The sequence below is a fragment of the Stenotrophomonas sp. YJH_SMC_91 genome (assembly GCF_059368495.1).
In genome coordinates, this window is record NZ_JCAFRT010000012.1 from 67,353 (window position 1) to 82,812 (window position 15,460).

Below are 15,460 nucleotides of genomic sequence, written 5' to 3' on the forward strand. Positions count from 1 at the left end.
CCCTTGGCGATTCCTTCCCGGTCCCTGCCCTGCCACCGCGGCCGGCAAGGGTCCGGTTGGAGCGACGGCGCGACCACTGGCCGCGCCGCCCTGTTCAGAACTTGTATCGTACACCGAAATACGCACGTCGCCCGTAGGTCACCACTTCGCGGAAGTTCCCATAAAGCGGCTGGTAGGCCACGCGCGGCTCGTTGGTCAGGTTCATCAACTCCAGCGACAGCGACAACCGCTTGTTCACCCGGTAGCGCAGGCGCAGGTCCACGCTGGTGTTGTCATCGTAGTAGCGGTTCTGCTGTGCGGTGATGCCGGTGAAGTCCTGGTAGTAGTGCGAGCGGAACTTGCCGATGGCCTGGATGTTGAAGCGCCCGACGTCCCAGTAGATCGAGCCGGACAGGACGTGCCGCGAGAAGCCGCTGAGGCCCGCCGGCGGCACGATCGCCGGAAGGATCGTGCCGTCACTGGCCAGCTGCTCGCCCAGTCGCGAGTCCTGGGTCCGGTAGTCGGCATCGGCGTAGTTGTAACTGACCTTGAAGCCCAGCCCGTCGAACGGCTTGGGCAGGTACGACAGTCGATGGGTGGCGGTCAGCTCGAAGCCGGTCAGCGTGCTGTCCTCGTCGGTGGTTACCTGCTGGCGTACCGGCACGGTCACGCTCTGGCCGTCGATGGTGTAGGTCTCCGGCACCAGCGCAGTGGCGGTGCCGCCGTTGAACTGCTTCCAGTACACCGCGCCGGCCAGCATCGTGTCCGGGTTCGGGTACCACTCCAGTGACAGGTCGCCGTTCCAGGACATCAGCGGCTGCGCGGCGGGGTTGCCGCTGGCGCTGATGTCATCCAGCGCGTCGGCCAGATTGCCGTAGGTGGCATCACTGCTCACGTTGATGGTGCGCCCGGCACCCAGCGCGGCGATGTCCGGCCGTGACATCGCGCGGTATGCACCGACCCGCAGCAACACGTCCGGGCGCAGTTCGAAGGCCGCGTTGAGGCTGGGCAGCAGCTTGTCGTTGCCCGCCTTGAACACCTGCGTGCTGTACGCACCGGTGGGTTGCAGGCGGATCGTGCCGTCACCATTGTCCTCGATACGCAGCCCGGTACGCACGCCTTCGGAGCGAACGTCGGTCTTGACCCAGCGCAGGCCGAGGTTGCCGGTCACCGGCAAGCCGAACAGGCTGCTGCTGAACTCCCCCATCAGATAGAGCGCGCGTGTCTTCTCGGTGATATCGACATTGTTCGGATCCTGGAAACCCGGATCCAACCCACTGTCGAGGCTGCCACGGAACGACTGGTACAGGCAGTTCGGATCGAAGTACGCCCACGAGGAGATCGTGTTGCCGCTGGCGGCATCCATGAAGTCATCCTGTGGGAACGGCGCGCGGCAGACCTGGTTGGCGGCGATGATCTTCGCCTTGTCGGCCGCCACGCGCTGGTCGTAATCGCTTACCAGGGTGTTGTCGCGCAGGCGGTAGTCCGCCTGGCTGGCACGCACGCCACCCTTGATACGGGTGAAGAAGCCGGACTCCGGCATGAAGCTGGCATCGAAGCGGCCGGCCTTGATCCTGTGGTCGTTCTCCGTTGCGCTGGAGGTGACGCGCGCCGCGCCGGTGTAGGCGTCCCAGTTGTTGGGGTCGAAGTTCGGCGCCAGCGCGACACTGGGCACTTCGCCGTGCCAGTCCCAGTCATAGTCCACGTAGCCGGTGGCACCACTGCTGATGCCCGGCACGATGGCATTGTTGACGTCGCGCTGGTTGGCACGAAGGCGGGTCATGCGCTCGCTGTCGAGGCGATTGGTGTGCGAGTACGAAAGATCCGTGGACAGTTCCCAGGCCGGGGTCGGTCGCAGGATCAGGTTCAGGCCACCCCCGGTGTACTCCTCACCACGCCAGTAGCGGTTTGAGGTGGAATCAATCGAGGTGCTGCCATGCAGGTGGCGCACGATGCCGTCCTCGTCCACCTCGCGCCGGGTGATGCCACGGCGGGCGTTGGACAGGCTCAGGTCGCTGCGGTTCTCGTACCAGTTGCGCTCGGTGTGTTCGAAGTCGAGGTTCACTTCAACCACGTCATTGGGCCGCCACTGCAATGCGGCGAACTCGCTCTGCCGGTCGTTACGCTCCTGCTTGAGCCGGTAGATGCGGCTGCTTGGCACCAGGTAGTACGGCGCGCCGTTGGCGATGGCCTGCGCGGACACTTCATTGCAGTTGGCATTGCCCACGTTCTGCGTGCCATCGCAGGCATACCAGGTGGAACCGCTGGTGATGCTCTCTTCCGGGTCGGTGCCGTCCAGGCGCTGGAAGCCCAGCGAGATGCCCAGCTTCTGCCCGTTGCCGAACTCGAACTGGTCGATGTAGCTGGCGGTGCCGCGATAGCCGATGCCGTCGTCGTCGCGGTACTTCTTGTCATACTCGGCCCAGCTGCCGCGCAGGTCCAGCTGCGCCGCACGCTTGCCGTACTCCAGTGGGCGCACTGTTTCCAGGCCGATGGTGCCAGCCACGCCGCCTTCGATGATGTCGGCGCGCTGGGTCTTGTAGATGGCCACCGTATTGATCAGCTCGGCGGGGAACATGTTGAAGTTCACCGAGCGGTCGCCGCTGCCGTTGGTGATCTCGCGGCCATTGAAGTTGGTGCTGCTGAGGAAGGCGCCCAGGCCACGGATGGAGATTTCCGAGGCGCCGGTCTTGTCGCGGGTCGAAGCGGCGCCGGTCAGGGTCTCGATCGCATCGGCCAGCGAAGGCGCCGGCAGGTCGCCGATGTCATCGGCCGAGAGCACGTCGGCAATGACCGTGTCATCGCGCTTCTTGTTGATCGAACTCTGCATCGATTCGCGGATGCCGGTGACCTGCACCTGGTCCAGCGTGGTGGGATCCTGCCCTGCCGCGTCCTTGCCGGATTGCGCCTGGGCCGTGGGCAGCCCCGCCAGCACGGCGAGCAGCGCCACGATCAGGGGTGTGGGGGACAACGAGATGCTGTGCACTGCTCCGGCGGGTCGCCGCATGGTTTCCTCCTCCCAAAGGATCGCCTGCATGCCAGGCGTGGGACGCAGCTTCGGCACGGCGACATGAAAATGTCAACCAATTGGTATGCGATTGTTCAAATGCCTTTGATCCATACCACTTGATCGCAATTTAATGTGCTCATGCAGCATGACTTTGCGCGAAAGCTGGCTTACAACAGACCCGAAAGTGGTATGCAGGCCCACCCTGAAACGACGGCCCGGCCGTCCCTGGAAGGATTTCATGCGCATTCACTCGCTCGCGCGTCACCGATCCAATGATTCATGGCTGTTTTGCCTGACCACTGGTCTGGCAATGTGCCTGACCACTTCAGCAGCAAGTGCAGCCAGCTGGCTCGTCCACGATGTCGCGGAGTTCACTACCGCCGCCTCGGCGCTGCAGCCTGGCGATGAGATCGTGCTGGCTGACGGCACCTGGACCGATGCCCGGCTGCTGCTTAAGGGTCAGGGCACGGCAGCCGCACCGATCGTGCTGCGCGCGCAGACCGCCGGCAAGGTCGTCCTCAGCGGACGCTCGGACCTGCGCCTGGCCGGGAACTACCTGCAGGCGTCCAACCTGGTGTTCCGCAACGGCTATGCGCCGGGTGATGCGGTGGTGGCGTTCCGCGAGTCGAGCAAGGCAGTCGCCAGCAACAGCCGCGTCACCGGCCTGGTGATCGATGACTACACCAACCCGGATGCCAGCGACCAGGACTACTGGGTATCGCTGTATGGCAGCAACAACCGGTTGGATCACAGCCAGTTGCGCGGCAAGACCAACGCCGGGCCGACCGTGGTGGTGGTGCGCGATGCCACCCAGGGCCTGGACAACCAGCACCGTATCGACCACAACTGGTTCGGGCCGCGCCCGGCGCTGGGCGTCAACGGGGGCGAAACGATCCGCGTCGGCACCAGCGACAGCTCACTGAGCGATTCCAACAGCACGGTGGAGAACAACTGGTTCGAAGGCTGCGACGGCGAGACTGAGATCATCAGCAACAAGTCCGGCGGCAACACCTACCGCGGCAACGTGTTCTACCGTTCGGCCGGCGCGTTGACCCTGCGCCATGGCAACGGCAACCGGGTGATCGACAACGTCTTCCTCGGCGATGACAAGGCCGGCACCGGCGGCGTACGCATCATCAACGCCGACCAGACCGTCAGCAACAACTACTTCGAGCGGCTGGCCGGGTCCAGCAACCGCTCGGCACTGGCGGTGATGGATGCGCAGGCCAGTCCTCCGCTGTCCGGCTATGCGCCGGTGGTGAATGCCACGATCAATCGCAACACCTTCGTGGACGTGGCGAAGATCAGTTTCGGCGTCGGCCACGATGAAGCCAAAGGCATCCTGGTCGCCGCCAGCAGCAGCCGCTTCACCGGCAACCTGATCGTCAACCGCAGCAGCAGGAACCCGCCGAATGCCGCCAGTTCGCTGGCCGGCATCGACTTCAGCGGCAACGTGCAGTCGCCGGCAGCCAGCACCGTGTTCCCGGGTGGCGTAGAGGGCCGTGGCGTCAGCCTGCAGCAGGCTGCCAGCGGATTGTGGGTGGCCACGCCTGCCCTGCCCGCCGTGGGCGCCGATCCTGCCCTGGCGATGACCGCGCGCGAGGCGACCGGCGTCGCCTGGTATCCCAAGGTGGGCGAAGTTGCCCTGTCACGCACCCGCAATGGAGTTGATCGATGAGGTTGCAGCCGCTGTTCGTTTCCTTGGCCCTGGCCGCCCCGTTCGCCCTGCTGCCGACCGCGTCGCTGCTCGCAGCGCCCGCTGCCGCTGCGCGGCAGGCCGACACCGCGCCGGTGCTGGTCACCGCTGCGCAGTGGCAGCAGATGGCCAGCGAAGGCCGCCGCTACCCGTGGTTCGCCAAGGAGCAGGCGCGCACCGAGGCAACACTGAAGAAGATGATGAAGGCCGGCATCGACGTGCCGGTGCCCAGGGACAAGGGCGGCGGGCGCACCCATGAACAGCACAAGCGCAACTACCAGGCACTGTTGGCGGCGGGCACGCTGTACCGCTTGACCGGCGACAGGACCTACGTGGATTACGCGCGCGACATGCTGCTGCAGTATGCCAAGCTGTACCCGACGCTCGGCCCGCACCCGGAAGGCAGGGGCCAGATTCCCGGCCGCGTGTTCTGGCAGGTGCTCAACGATTCGGTATGGCTGGTCAACGCCATCCAGGGCTATGACGCGATCCATGACGCGCTGTCCGCCGAGGACCGCAACACCATCGAATCGAAGGTGTTGCGGCCGATGGCCGAGTTCCTCGTCAGCGAACCGAAGAACTACGACCAGATCCATAACCACGCCACGTGGGCGGTGGCCGCCACCGGCATGACCGGCTACGTGCTGCGCGACCAGGAACTGGTGGAGAAGTCCCTGCGCGGCAGCCAGAAGGACGACAAGTTCGGCTTCCTGCGGCAGATCGACCTGCTGTTCTCGCCCGATGGCTACTACGAGGAAGGCCCCTACTACCAGCGCTATGCACTGGCGCCGTTCCTGCTGTTCGGCAACGCCATCGAACGCAATGAGCCGCAGCGGAAGATCTTCGCGCGTCGCGATGGCGTGCTGCTGAAGGCGGTGGATGTACTGGTGCAGTCCAGCTATGGCGGCCTGTTCTTCCCGATCAACGATGCGATCCTGGACAAGGGCATCGACACCGAAGAGCTGGTGGCCGGCATCGGCATCGCCTATGCGCGCACCGGTGATGACCGCCTGCTGTCGGTGGCCCAGCAGCAGAAACGCCTGCTGTTGTCACCCGAAGGCCTGCAGGTGGCGCAGGCACTGGCCGCCAACAAGGCCAAGCCCTTCGACTACCGCCCGATGCTGCTGCGCGATGGCCCCGACGGCGACCGCGGCGGCCTGGCGATCCTGCGCATGAACGGCGAACGCGGCCAGGCACTGGTGCAGAAGGACACGATGCAGGGCATGGGACACGGCCACTTCGACAAGCTCAACTGGCTGTTCTACGACAACGGCAACCCGGTGGTGACCGATTACGGCGCCACCCGCTTCCTCAACGTGGAAGCCAAGCGCGGTGGCATCTACCTGGCCGAGAACCGCAGTTGGGCCAAGCAGACCGTGGCCCACAACACCCTGGTGGTGGACGAGCAGAGCCACTTCAACGGCGACTGGAAGCGTGGCGAGGCGCATGCCCCGCAAGTGCGCTTCTTCCAGGCCGATGCCGATACCCAGATTGCCTCGGCAACGATGCGCGATGCCTATCCCGGCGTGGCGTTCACCCGCACCCAGGCGCTGCTGCGCCACCCCGACCTGGGCTTGCCGGTGGTGCTGGACCTGCTGCAGGTGCACGGCGACAAGGCCGCGCGCTACGACCTGCCGCTGCACTTCAACGGCCACATCGTCACCACCGGCTTCGAGGCCGAGCACTTCCCCAGCCAGCGCCCGGTTCTGGGCAAGGACAACGGCTACCAGCACCTGTGGCTGGATGCACGCAGCAAACCCGGCAGCGAGCCGCGGTCGCTGGCGTGGCTGCTGGACGGGCGCTTCTACACCTACCGCTTCGGCAGCAGTGCGCCGGCGCAGGCGCTGCTGGTGGAAAGCGGCGCGAACGATCCGGAATTCAACCTGCGCCGCGAGCCTGCCCTGCTGCAGCGCGTGGACGGCCAGAAGGACGTCACCTTCTTCAGCGTGCTGGAGCCGCATGGCGAGTACAACGGCACCGCCGAGTACGTGCATGGCGCCGACAGCCGCATCAGGGAGATCGTGCGTACCCGCGGCAGCGATGCCGAGGTGATCGAGCTGCGCCTGGCCAGCGGTGCACGCATCGCCTTGGGTGTCGCCGATAACAGCGCCACCACGAGCGAGCACAGCGTGACCGTCGACGGCCACGTCTACCGCTGGAACGGCAGCCATGCGCGCCTGGACCGCAGCAAGGGTGACGGCAAATGAACGGCCCTGCGGTGGTGGCCAAGCTGCGCAAGGTGCCGGTGCGTTCAGCCGTCCGCTGGCTGATCGTGGGCCTGATTGCCGTGGCCACGGTCATCAACTACATCGACCGCAACGCACTGGCGGTGATGTGGCCGGAAATCGCCAGGGAAGTGGGCGCGACCAAGGATGACTACGCCCTGCTGGTGACGGTGTTCATGCTGTTCTACGCCGCCGGCCAGTTCCTGTTCGGCCGCCTGTTCGACATGATCGGCACGCGCCTGGGTTTCGCCCTGTCGATCAGCGTGTGGTCGATCTCCATCGCCCTGCACTCGATCACCCATTCGATGCTGTCCTTCAGCCTGGTGCGGGCGATGCTGGGCATCAGCGAGGCCGGTGCGTGGCCGGGCGCGGTGAAGGCCAATGCCGAGTGGTTCCCGGCGCGCGAGCGCGCATTGGCGCAAGGCGTGTTCAACGCGGGTGCGTCGATCGGCGCGATCGTGTCCGCACCGGCCATCGCCGGCTTGTACCTGTGGCTGGGCTGGCGCGGCACCTTCGTGCTGGTCGGTGCAATCGGTTTCCTGTGGCTGCTGCCATGGCTGTTTGTCTACCGCGCCGGCCCGGACAAGCACCCGTGGGTGAGCGATGCCGAGCGCCGGCTGATCCAGGAAGACCAGGCCGGGCAACAGGCGGTGGTGGCGCCGAAGGCCAGCGTTCGTGAGCTGCTGGCCCACCGGCAGAGCTGGGGCATGCTCGCCTGCCGCTTCCTGCTGGACCCGATCTGGTGGCTGTTCGTGTCCTGGCTGCCGATCTACCTGGCTGAAACCTTCGGCTTCGACATCAAGCAGATCGGGCTGTTCGCCTGGGTGCCGTTTGTCGGCGCGATGCTGGGCAGCCTCAGCGGCGGCTGGCTCTCCGGGCGGATGATCCGCGCCGGGCACAGCGTGGACCGCGCCCGCAAGCTGGCCATCACGCTGGGCTGCGTGATCATGGCCCCTGCCTTGCTGGGCGCTGTGCTGGCCAACCAGCCGCTGCTGGCGGTGCTGGCAATCGCTGCGGTGCTGTTCGGCTTCCAGGTGGCCATCGGCAACATCCAGACCCTGCCAGGCGACCTGTTCGACGGCCGCTCGGTGGGCACGCTGGCCGGCCTGGGTGGCCTGGCTGCCGTGGCCGGCACCTTGATCACCACCTGGCTGGTGCCGGTGCTGACCCGCCACTCCTATGCCCCGATCTTCATCCTCGTTGCCGCCCTGGTGCCGCTGTCGCTGGCCGTGCTGTGGTGGTGGACCGGCCCGATCCACAAGCTCGACCGCCGCGGCGGTTGAGCCCACGTTTTTCATTCCCCCGCAAACCAAGGAGTTTTCCGCATGTCGTTCCAGGACAAGGTGGCCATTGTCACCGGCGGTGGCCGCGATATCGGTCGCGCCGTTTCGATCAAGCTGGCTGCCGCCGGTGCACGCGTCTGCATCAACTACGCCAATGACGAGGCCAGTGCCCAGGAAACGCTGGCACGGATCCATGCGGCCGGTGGCCAGGCCATCGTGCATCGCGCCGACGTCACCGATGCCACGGCCGTCGCCGGCCTGGTCGCTGCGGCACAGGCCGCGTTCGGCGAGCGCATCGACCTGCTGGTGAACGTGGCCGGTGGCATGGTGCAGCGCCGGCCGCTGGCCGACATCGACCCGGTGTTCTTCCACACCGTGATGGACCTGAACCTGACCTCGACCTACCTCACCACCCACGCGGTGGTGCCGCACATGCGCGAAGGCGCGGCCATCGTCAACTTCGCCTCGCAGGCAGGTCGTGATGGCGGCGGCCCGGGCGCATCGATCTACGCCACCGCCAAGGCGGCGGTGATGACCTTCACCCGCGCCATGGCCAAGGAGCTGGGGCCGAAGGGTATCCGGGTGAACGCGCTGTGCTGCGGCATGATCGCCACCCGCTTCCACGATGAATTCACCAAGCCGGAAGTACGCACGGCCGTTGCCGGCGCCACCCCGTTGCGCCGCCAGGGCGCGCCGGACGAAGCCGCCGACGCTGCGGTGTTCCTGGCCTCGGATGCGGCGGCGTTCATCACCGGCGCGAATCTGGACGTCAACGGCGGCACCTACTTCTCCTGACACCTTACCGGACTCCTGCCCATGCAGCGCTGGACACTTCTGTTTTCATTGACGCTCTGCTCCGCCATGACGGCGCCCGCCGTGTGGGCCGCACCCGTGTGGGTCACTGCCTGGACGGCCGCGCCCGCGCCCGACCGCAAGGACGGAACGTCCGATGCGCCGGTACAGTTCGCCGCACAGACCGTGCGCCAGGACATGCGTATCGGCAGCCGTGGCGATGCGCTGCGGCTGCGCATCAGCAACGAGCTCGGCACGGCGCCCTTGCGGGTCGAGGACCTGCGCGTGGGAGTGAAGAACGGCAAGGCCGCACCGCTGCCGGTAACGGTGGATGGCCGCGCGGTCATCGAGGTGCCGGTCGGAGCCGCGCTGCTGAGCGACCCGGTGCGGATGCCGGTGGCGGCGCTGCAGGAGATCAGCGTGAGTGCCTATTTCCCGCAGCCCACCCGCCCCGCCGTGCGCCGCACCGAGCTGCGGGTCGCAGATGGCAGGCAGACAGCCGTCGCCGACAGCGTGCGGCTGAGTTACCAGCAGAACGTTTTCTCGGCAGTGATGGTGCAGCGTGATGATCGTCCCCAGGTAATCGTGGCGCTGGGCGATTCCATCACGGAAGGCGCCACCGCACGACGCGGCACCTTCAACCAGTGGCCGGAGCGGTTGGCGCAGCGCCTGCAGCAGGCCTGCCCGAACCGGTTCGTGGTACTCAACCAGGGCATCAGCGGCAACAAGCTGCTTGACCATGGCCGCAGCCACAGTGCGCTGTCACGATTGGATCGCGATGTGATCGCGGTGGCCGACGCCGATCAGGTGATCCTGTTCGAAGGCATCAACGACATCCGCCACGGCGGTGGCGCGCAGCCGCTGCCTGGACGCAATGCGGCGGACATGCTGCTGGGCTATCAACAGGTTGCGGCGCGGCTGCATGCGCACGGCATCCGCGCCTGGCTGGGTACGTTGACCCCGTTCGGCGGTTCCGAGCGCTACGAGCCCGTGTCCGCCGCCACCCGCACCACGATCAACCAGTGGGCACGCGGCGGCAACAGCGGCTTCGATGGCATCATCGATTTCGATGCCGCGCTGCGTGACCCGAAGGCAGCCGAATCGTTGCCCAACGAGATCACCCGCGACCATCTGCATCCCAACGACGAAGGCTACCGGCGCATGGCCGATGCCATCGATCTGCGCATGCTGGGCTGCACCACCCCCGAGTGAGAGAGAACCGATGAGCCGCGTCGTTTGTTTCGGTGAGTTGCTGCTGCGCCTGGGCGCGCCCGGTCGTGAACTGCTGCTGCAGACGCCGCAGCTGCAGGTCCATGTGGGAGGTGCCGAGGCCAATGTGGCGGTCTCGCTGGCCAGCCTGGGCCACGATGTGCAGATGGTCAGCACGGTACCCGGTAACGCGCTGGGCCGGCATGCCGTGGCCGAGCTGCGGCGGCATGGCGTGGGCGTGGCCGCCGTGCGTGAAGTGGAGGGTGACCGCATGGGCCTGTACTTCCTGGCGACCGGTGCGGTGCAGCGCGCCAGTGAAGTGGTGTATGACCGGGCCGGTTCTGCATTCGCAAACAGCAATGCCAGTGACCATGCGTGGCCCGCCCTGCTGTCCGGCGCGCACCTGCTGCATGTCTCGGGCGTGAGTCCGGCGCTGGGCGCCAAAGTGGCCGAGTCGGTGCTGGGTGCCGTGCGTGCGGCTCGCGCGGCCGGAGTGCAGGTGTCCTTCGACGGCAATTATCGTCCCTCACTGTGGCGACGCTGGGATGGCGACGCAGCGGCGATCCTGCGCGAGGTCTTCGCCCAGGCCGACATTGTCTTTGCCGATCGTCGGGACATCGAACTGGTGCTGGGGCTGCACTTCGCGCAGGACGATGCGGTCGCCCGAACCGAGGCCGCTGCGGCCGCTGCCTTTGCCGCGTTCCCGCACCTGCGGTGGCTGTCCTGCACCCAGCGCGAGGTGATCAGCGCCGACCATCACGTGCTCGGTGCGCTGCTGCTGGGACGCGATGGAACCCGCGCGCAGGCTGCTCCGAGGCCGCTGCCCGGCATCGTTGATCGCATCGGCGGTGGCGATGCCTTTGCCGCCGGCATCCTGCACGGATTGCTGTCCGGTCTAGACGCAGAAAGCACCGTCCGCTTCGGACTGGCCGCGGGCGCGTTGAAGCACGCCATTCCCGGCGACTTCAGCCCTGCCCGCGAAGCTGAAGTCCGGGCACTGATGGAGAGCCACCCGTGCGACGTTCGTCGCTGATCTTCCCCCGGGAGAATCCCGCTAGAATCCAACGGGCGCTGGAATCGCGCAGGGATCGCCCATGGATTACACCGGATACACGCGCAAGTTTCCAAACAACCGCCCGCTGAATGCGTTTGAACGCGAGCACCGCCTGCTGCAGAAGAAGCGGGTGGATGTCGTGCCGTTGGCGCAGCTGTGCGTGGTGAAGATGAATTCGAACGGCCTGGTTTCGGTGGATCGCTGGTTCGCCGCGCGTGGCTTTGCAGCCCTGCTGGGCGCGATCGGTATTGCCTTCGGGCTGGGCGGCATGCTGATGCTGCTCTGGTTGCTGATCGTGAACAGGCTACCCAACGAAAACGGCCTGTGGGAGGCGATATTCATCGGCATGGCGATGCTGGCCGCCTTCATTGCAGCGAGCATCTGGGTGGCTTGCCTCGAGCTGTTCCGCTGGACCTACTATCCGATCGCGCTCGATCGCAAGCACCGGCAGATACACGTGTTCCGGCTGGATGGCACCACCCTCAGCGTGCCCTGGGACCAGGTCTATTTCACGCTTGGCCGCGGAACCGGAACCTTCGGATGGTACAACTGGGATGTCCGCGGACTGATCCTGGACGCAGATGGCGTCACAGTACGGGAGACGTTCGCGTTCTGCATCGCGACCTCTCGCATCGAGAACGCACATGCCCACTGGGAGTTCCTGCGGCGCTACATGGAAGAAGGACCGGCAGCCGTCGTGGACGCGGTGCACTGCTGCATGCCGCTGGACGGCAAGCGCGAGAGCTTCGCGTCCGGCAAGGAGCGCATCTTCGCCGAAGACGCGCAGCTCCCGGGTTTCATGTGGCTCACGATGCTGCCACTCAACTACCTGCACACGATCATGCGCTGGGTGGTGATGCAGACCAGCAGGATTCCGCAGTTTCCACCGGACATCGAGGCGCGCCTGACACCGGACGCCGGTGATCCCTGTGTCCGCGACGCTTCGATGAATCCACCGGATCTGCGCTGACCCAGCGTTGCGTCCGGCAACAGCACGTGGGAATCCCGCGTCATGGGCAGGCGCGTCCTCACAGCGCCAGCAGCCACGCTTCCAGTGCGCGTGTGTCCCGCATGTCGCCGTCATAGCGACGATCCGGAACATGCGGTTCATTGGAACCGCGCACCCGGCCTCGGAAAACCTTCATCGGTACGGAAATCCTGGCCAGGCCGCTCGGCAGCCGCTCCGGCCTGACATCCATGTAGAGGCTGTCGGCCGAAGTCTCGACGCCGACCTGCATCGCGCCCAGCCGTTTCCACAGATCCAGTGCATCGAGGCAGGCCGAGCCGCAGGAGGCATCGGCCACGATCACCACCCTGCCCCTGCGCAGCGGAGCGGCCGGGCCTGCGGTTGCAGCTGTATCTGCCCTGGCCTCGGATGGCTCGCGCCACACTGCCTCACCCCGGCCGCGTGCCTGTGCCATGCCCGTCGTCACCGATTCCAGCATGCGACGCAGCTCTGGCGACGCGTCGGGCGCCTGCACCAGCTTCTGCAGGAAGCCGCGCAACTGGGCGATGTTGGCCTCGGAGGTCCGCCACTCCACCCAGCTGGGATCGGACAGCGCGTCCACGGCGGCACGGCCCCAGATCAATCGCGCCAGTTCGATGCTCCACTGCGAAGCACCGCCACTGTTGCCACGCACATCCAGCACGACCAACCGTGCCTGCTGCAGTGCTTCGGCTTTTGGAGCAAGCTGCTCGAGCAGCGCGGTCAGTTCCTTGAAGTTCTGCTCCGTAGGATCGGCATTGAAGCTGCTGGTGGTGATCCAGTAGCCGCCATCGGGCATGATGTGCCAGCCATTGGCCGGGCGGAAGCTGCGACGGGTATCGGCCAGGCGCGCCTTGCGCTGTGCCGCCTGCAGTGGCTGCCACTGCAGCGCGTAGGGCTTCTCGCGTCCATCCACCTGAAAAACGCAGCTGCGCAGCGTGGGCACGAACGGATTGCCCTGCTCCAGCAGCACTTCACCACCACCCTGGATGCGGCTGGCCTGCAGGTTCCAGCGCCCGCTGAAGTCACCCACCCGGCGCGCAGCCAGTGTCTGCGCATCGATGCCGTCACAGGACAGCAATCGAGCCCCCAGCGGCGGATGGCCCGGACCACCGTCCACGGTCATGACCACCTGCGCATCACCGTCGAAACCCGTCAGGAACCCCGGCCACTGCGTTGGAAGATCGGGAGCGTCGGCAAGCGCGTTGAGGCTGACGTGGCCGTCATTGAAGGAGGCTGCGTAACCCTTCATCGCCCACCAGTAGCCTGCGAAGCTGTCGACATTGGCCGCGCGCGAGCGGGCAAGCGCCGAGGCGGCCTCCAGCTGCGGAACGAAGCCGGGATTCCGCAGATCCACGGCGCCCGGATGGCTGCCGCGCATGGCGGCGTCGGCAGCGTCCAGATCCTTCAACAGCGTGTCCGACCAGTCGCTCGGCGCGCCTTGCGCGGTGGGCGCCGCAAGCACCGCACCGAGCAGCAGCCCTGCAATGATCATGGATTCATCCCTTTGCCGGAACAAACGCCAGTCTCGCAGTTTTCCAGCCTGGCGTACCGCGCCCGCCGCAACGGGCGCGGCCTTCCATCAATGCAGCGGCAGCTTCAGCATCGACGGCGCGTTCGCCGGTGAACTGAAGGTCACCGTGCCACCCAACTGGCTGATGCCTGCGTAGCGCAGGTCCACGGTGTCCATCACCAGGGTCAGGCGACTGCCGGCCGGCACGTCCCAGCTGCTGGCCTCCAGCCGCAGGTCGATGGTCTTCGCCTGCCCCGGCGTGGCACCCCGCAGCGTATAGGGCTTGTGGCTGATCAGCTGGCCATTGCCCAGCACGTCCTCGGCATAGAGATACGCATACAACGTGGTGTCGGCGCGGCTTGGCGTAACCGTCATCCGCACTTCCGGCGCGCCATCCAGACGGCGTGCACTCCAGTAGATCGGCCCTTGCCAGACGCCCGCGGCGTTGCGCCCGACGAACGGCACATAGGCGCCCGGTGGCAGGTTGATCATCTGCAGCGCGCCGGACGCCATCACCACGCCCGAGTTGGCGGCCGTCAGCAGGCCGCTGCCGATGCGGTAGCTCCAGCCGGTGCCGCCACCGTTCGCCACCAGTCCACCGGTGGGCTGCAACAGCCCGCTCGGCGCGGTCAGCCCGTAGCTCACCGCGCCGGTCCGGGTAGCCTGCCAATTCGGATAGTGGCTCCAGCTGCCCTTCTGCGACTTCAGCTGCACCGCAGGCTGCCGGTCGATGCCATTGGCCACCCCCTTCAGGTAATGGTCGAACCAGTCGCCCACCGAATCGTAGACCTCGTTGGGAACACCCAGTGCGCCAAAGGCTTCGTTGAGCGCGTGATCGCCATGGCGCAACTGCAGCTGCTTGGGGCCCTTCAGGCGGTTGAAGAAATCGACCAGCTGGCCCGGCGGGAACAGGCTGTCGTTGAAGGCGTTGGCCAGGAACACCGCTGGCTGGTTGGCGTTGATCTCGTCGATGCTGGCCCCGGGGCTGCGCTGCGCCGCCACCGGCAACAACGAGTCCACCGCGCCCTGGTAGTTGCCGACCAGCACATTGCGATTGATGGTGGACAGCTCCGGTCCCGGGCGACCGGTGGCCAGGCCTGCGGCAACCAACAGCGCGATGCCCTGTGCGCTGGGGGTGTCGTTGCTGTACAGCGAGGCCTGCAGGTCGGCCCATCCACTCAGTGCAGCCACTGCCTTGATGCGCGGATCGCGTGCGGCCGCCAGCAGGCTGGTGCCGGCCCCATAGGAGATGCCCGATACGCCGATTCGCGACGGGTCGGCGCGGGTGTTGTCCAGCGCCCAGTCAATCAGTGCACTGACGTCCTCGACCGTGGCCGGCCCGGCGATGTCGATGCTGCCGCCGGACTCCCAGAAGCCACGCGAGCTGTAGCTGATGACCACATAGCCGCGCTGGGCCAACGACTGCGCCACGCCCACGTACTCCACGCTGGGCACGGCCCAGCTGCTGGGCATCACCAGCAGCGGATACCGTCCGCTGCCCGCGTCCTGCGGTTCGATGACGAAGGCCCCGAGAGGCGTTCCATCCCAGCTGGGAATGGTGCGATGGGTGGTCTTGACCGTGGCCGCCCAAGCGGTGGGCGCCAGCCCGGTCAGCAGGATCAACAGCAGCACTACCTTGCGCATCGTGGTCTCTCCCCGTCGGTGGTGGTGCAACGGATCGGACCGTACCAGTGCGAATGGTGGGTGGCACCTT

Annotated in this window: 10 protein-coding genes; 7 read left to right on the plus strand and 3 right to left on the minus strand. The window is 66.4% G+C overall.

The genetic code is table 11. From position 1 onward, the window contains the following. Window positions 1–94: 94 nt before the first annotated feature. Window positions 95–2,986, minus strand: a complete 2,892-nt coding sequence (locus AC5P5X_RS14970) for a TonB-dependent receptor (RefSeq protein ID WP_111189747.1) — start codon at window positions 2,984–2,986, stop codon at window positions 95–97. A 241-nt stretch (window positions 2,987–3,227) separates the two neighbouring features. Between AC5P5X_RS14970 and AC5P5X_RS14975 the strand changes: the two genes are divergently transcribed. The 7 genes from AC5P5X_RS14975 to AC5P5X_RS15005 all read left to right on the plus strand — a co-directional run bounded on the left by AC5P5X_RS14975 (window position 3,228) and on the right by AC5P5X_RS15005 (window position 12,218). After that, window positions 3,228–4,667, plus strand: a complete 1,440-nt coding sequence (locus AC5P5X_RS14975; protein WP_329762579.1) for a polysaccharide lyase 6 family protein — start codon at window positions 3,228–3,230, stop codon at window positions 4,665–4,667. After that, window positions 4,664–6,892 (plus strand): oligoalginate lyase, encoded by a 2,229-nt coding sequence (locus AC5P5X_RS14980; protein WP_111189745.1) that lies wholly within the window; start codon window positions 4,664–4,666, stop codon window positions 6,890–6,892. Before AC5P5X_RS14975 ends, AC5P5X_RS14980 begins: the two co-directional genes overlap by 4 nt. Further along, the gene (locus tag AC5P5X_RS14985; protein ID WP_099523582.1) at window positions 6,889–8,193 is read left to right on the plus strand and encodes an MFS transporter; all 1,305 of its coding nucleotides are present in this window, start codon (window positions 6,889–6,891) and stop codon (window positions 8,191–8,193) included. The genes AC5P5X_RS14980 and AC5P5X_RS14985 overlap by 4 nt, the downstream gene beginning before the upstream one ends. 42 nt (window positions 8,194–8,235) lie before the next feature. Then, a complete protein-coding gene (locus AC5P5X_RS14990) occupies window positions 8,236–8,988 on the plus strand; it encodes an SDR family NAD(P)-dependent oxidoreductase (protein WP_049395984.1) in 753 nt (250 codons plus the stop codon). Between the two features lie 21 nt (window positions 8,989–9,009). Further along, window positions 9,010–10,197: a GDSL-type esterase/lipase family protein gene (locus AC5P5X_RS14995; protein WP_099562189.1), complete on the plus strand. Its 1,188-nt coding sequence runs from the start codon at window positions 9,010–9,012 to the stop codon at window positions 10,195–10,197. Between the two features lie 10 nt (window positions 10,198–10,207). After that, on the plus strand, window positions 10,208–11,227 hold the full coding sequence (locus tag AC5P5X_RS15000; RefSeq protein ID WP_111189744.1) for a sugar kinase: 1,020 nt from the start codon (window positions 10,208–10,210) through the stop codon (window positions 11,225–11,227). 61 nt (window positions 11,228–11,288) lie between these two features. Next, window positions 11,289–12,218: a DUF6708 domain-containing protein gene (locus AC5P5X_RS15005; RefSeq protein ID WP_111189743.1), complete on the plus strand. Its 930-nt coding sequence runs from the start codon at window positions 11,289–11,291 to the stop codon at window positions 12,216–12,218. 58 nt (window positions 12,219–12,276) lie between these two features. Here the strand turns inward: AC5P5X_RS15005 and AC5P5X_RS15010 are convergent, their stop codons facing one another. After that, window positions 12,277–13,728: a S41 family peptidase gene (locus AC5P5X_RS15010; protein ID WP_099523577.1), complete on the minus strand. Its 1,452-nt coding sequence runs from the start codon at window positions 13,726–13,728 to the stop codon at window positions 12,277–12,279. An 87-nt stretch (window positions 13,729–13,815) separates the two neighbouring features. Further along, window positions 13,816–15,390, minus strand: coding sequence for a S15 peptidase family protein (locus AC5P5X_RS15015; RefSeq protein WP_111189742.1), 1,575 nt, complete (start codon window positions 15,388–15,390; stop codon window positions 13,816–13,818). Window positions 15,391–15,460 lie beyond the last annotated feature (70 nt).

Coding starts and splice junctions, on each gene's coding strand:
- AC5P5X_RS14970 (WP_111189747.1), bottom strand. CDS start 2,986: ATGCGGCGACCCGCCGGAGCAGTGCACAGCATCTCGTTGTCCCCCACA.
- AC5P5X_RS14975 (WP_329762579.1), top strand. CDS start 3,228: ATGCGCATTCACTCGCTCGCGCGTCACCGATCCAATGATTCATGGCTG.
- AC5P5X_RS14980 (WP_111189745.1), top strand. CDS start 4,664: ATGAGGTTGCAGCCGCTGTTCGTTTCCTTGGCCCTGGCCGCCCCGTTC.
- AC5P5X_RS14985 (WP_099523582.1), top strand. CDS start 6,889: ATGAACGGCCCTGCGGTGGTGGCCAAGCTGCGCAAGGTGCCGGTGCGT.
- AC5P5X_RS14990 (WP_049395984.1), top strand. CDS start 8,236: ATGTCGTTCCAGGACAAGGTGGCCATTGTCACCGGCGGTGGCCGCGAT.
- AC5P5X_RS14995 (WP_099562189.1), top strand. CDS start 9,010: ATGCAGCGCTGGACACTTCTGTTTTCATTGACGCTCTGCTCCGCCATG.
- AC5P5X_RS15000 (WP_111189744.1), top strand. CDS start 10,208: ATGAGCCGCGTCGTTTGTTTCGGTGAGTTGCTGCTGCGCCTGGGCGCG.
- AC5P5X_RS15005 (WP_111189743.1), top strand. CDS start 11,289: ATGGATTACACCGGATACACGCGCAAGTTTCCAAACAACCGCCCGCTG.
- AC5P5X_RS15010 (WP_099523577.1), bottom strand. CDS start 13,728: ATGATCATTGCAGGGCTGCTGCTCGGTGCGGTGCTTGCGGCGCCCACC.
- AC5P5X_RS15015 (WP_111189742.1), bottom strand. CDS start 15,390: ATGCGCAAGGTAGTGCTGCTGTTGATCCTGCTGACCGGGCTGGCGCCC.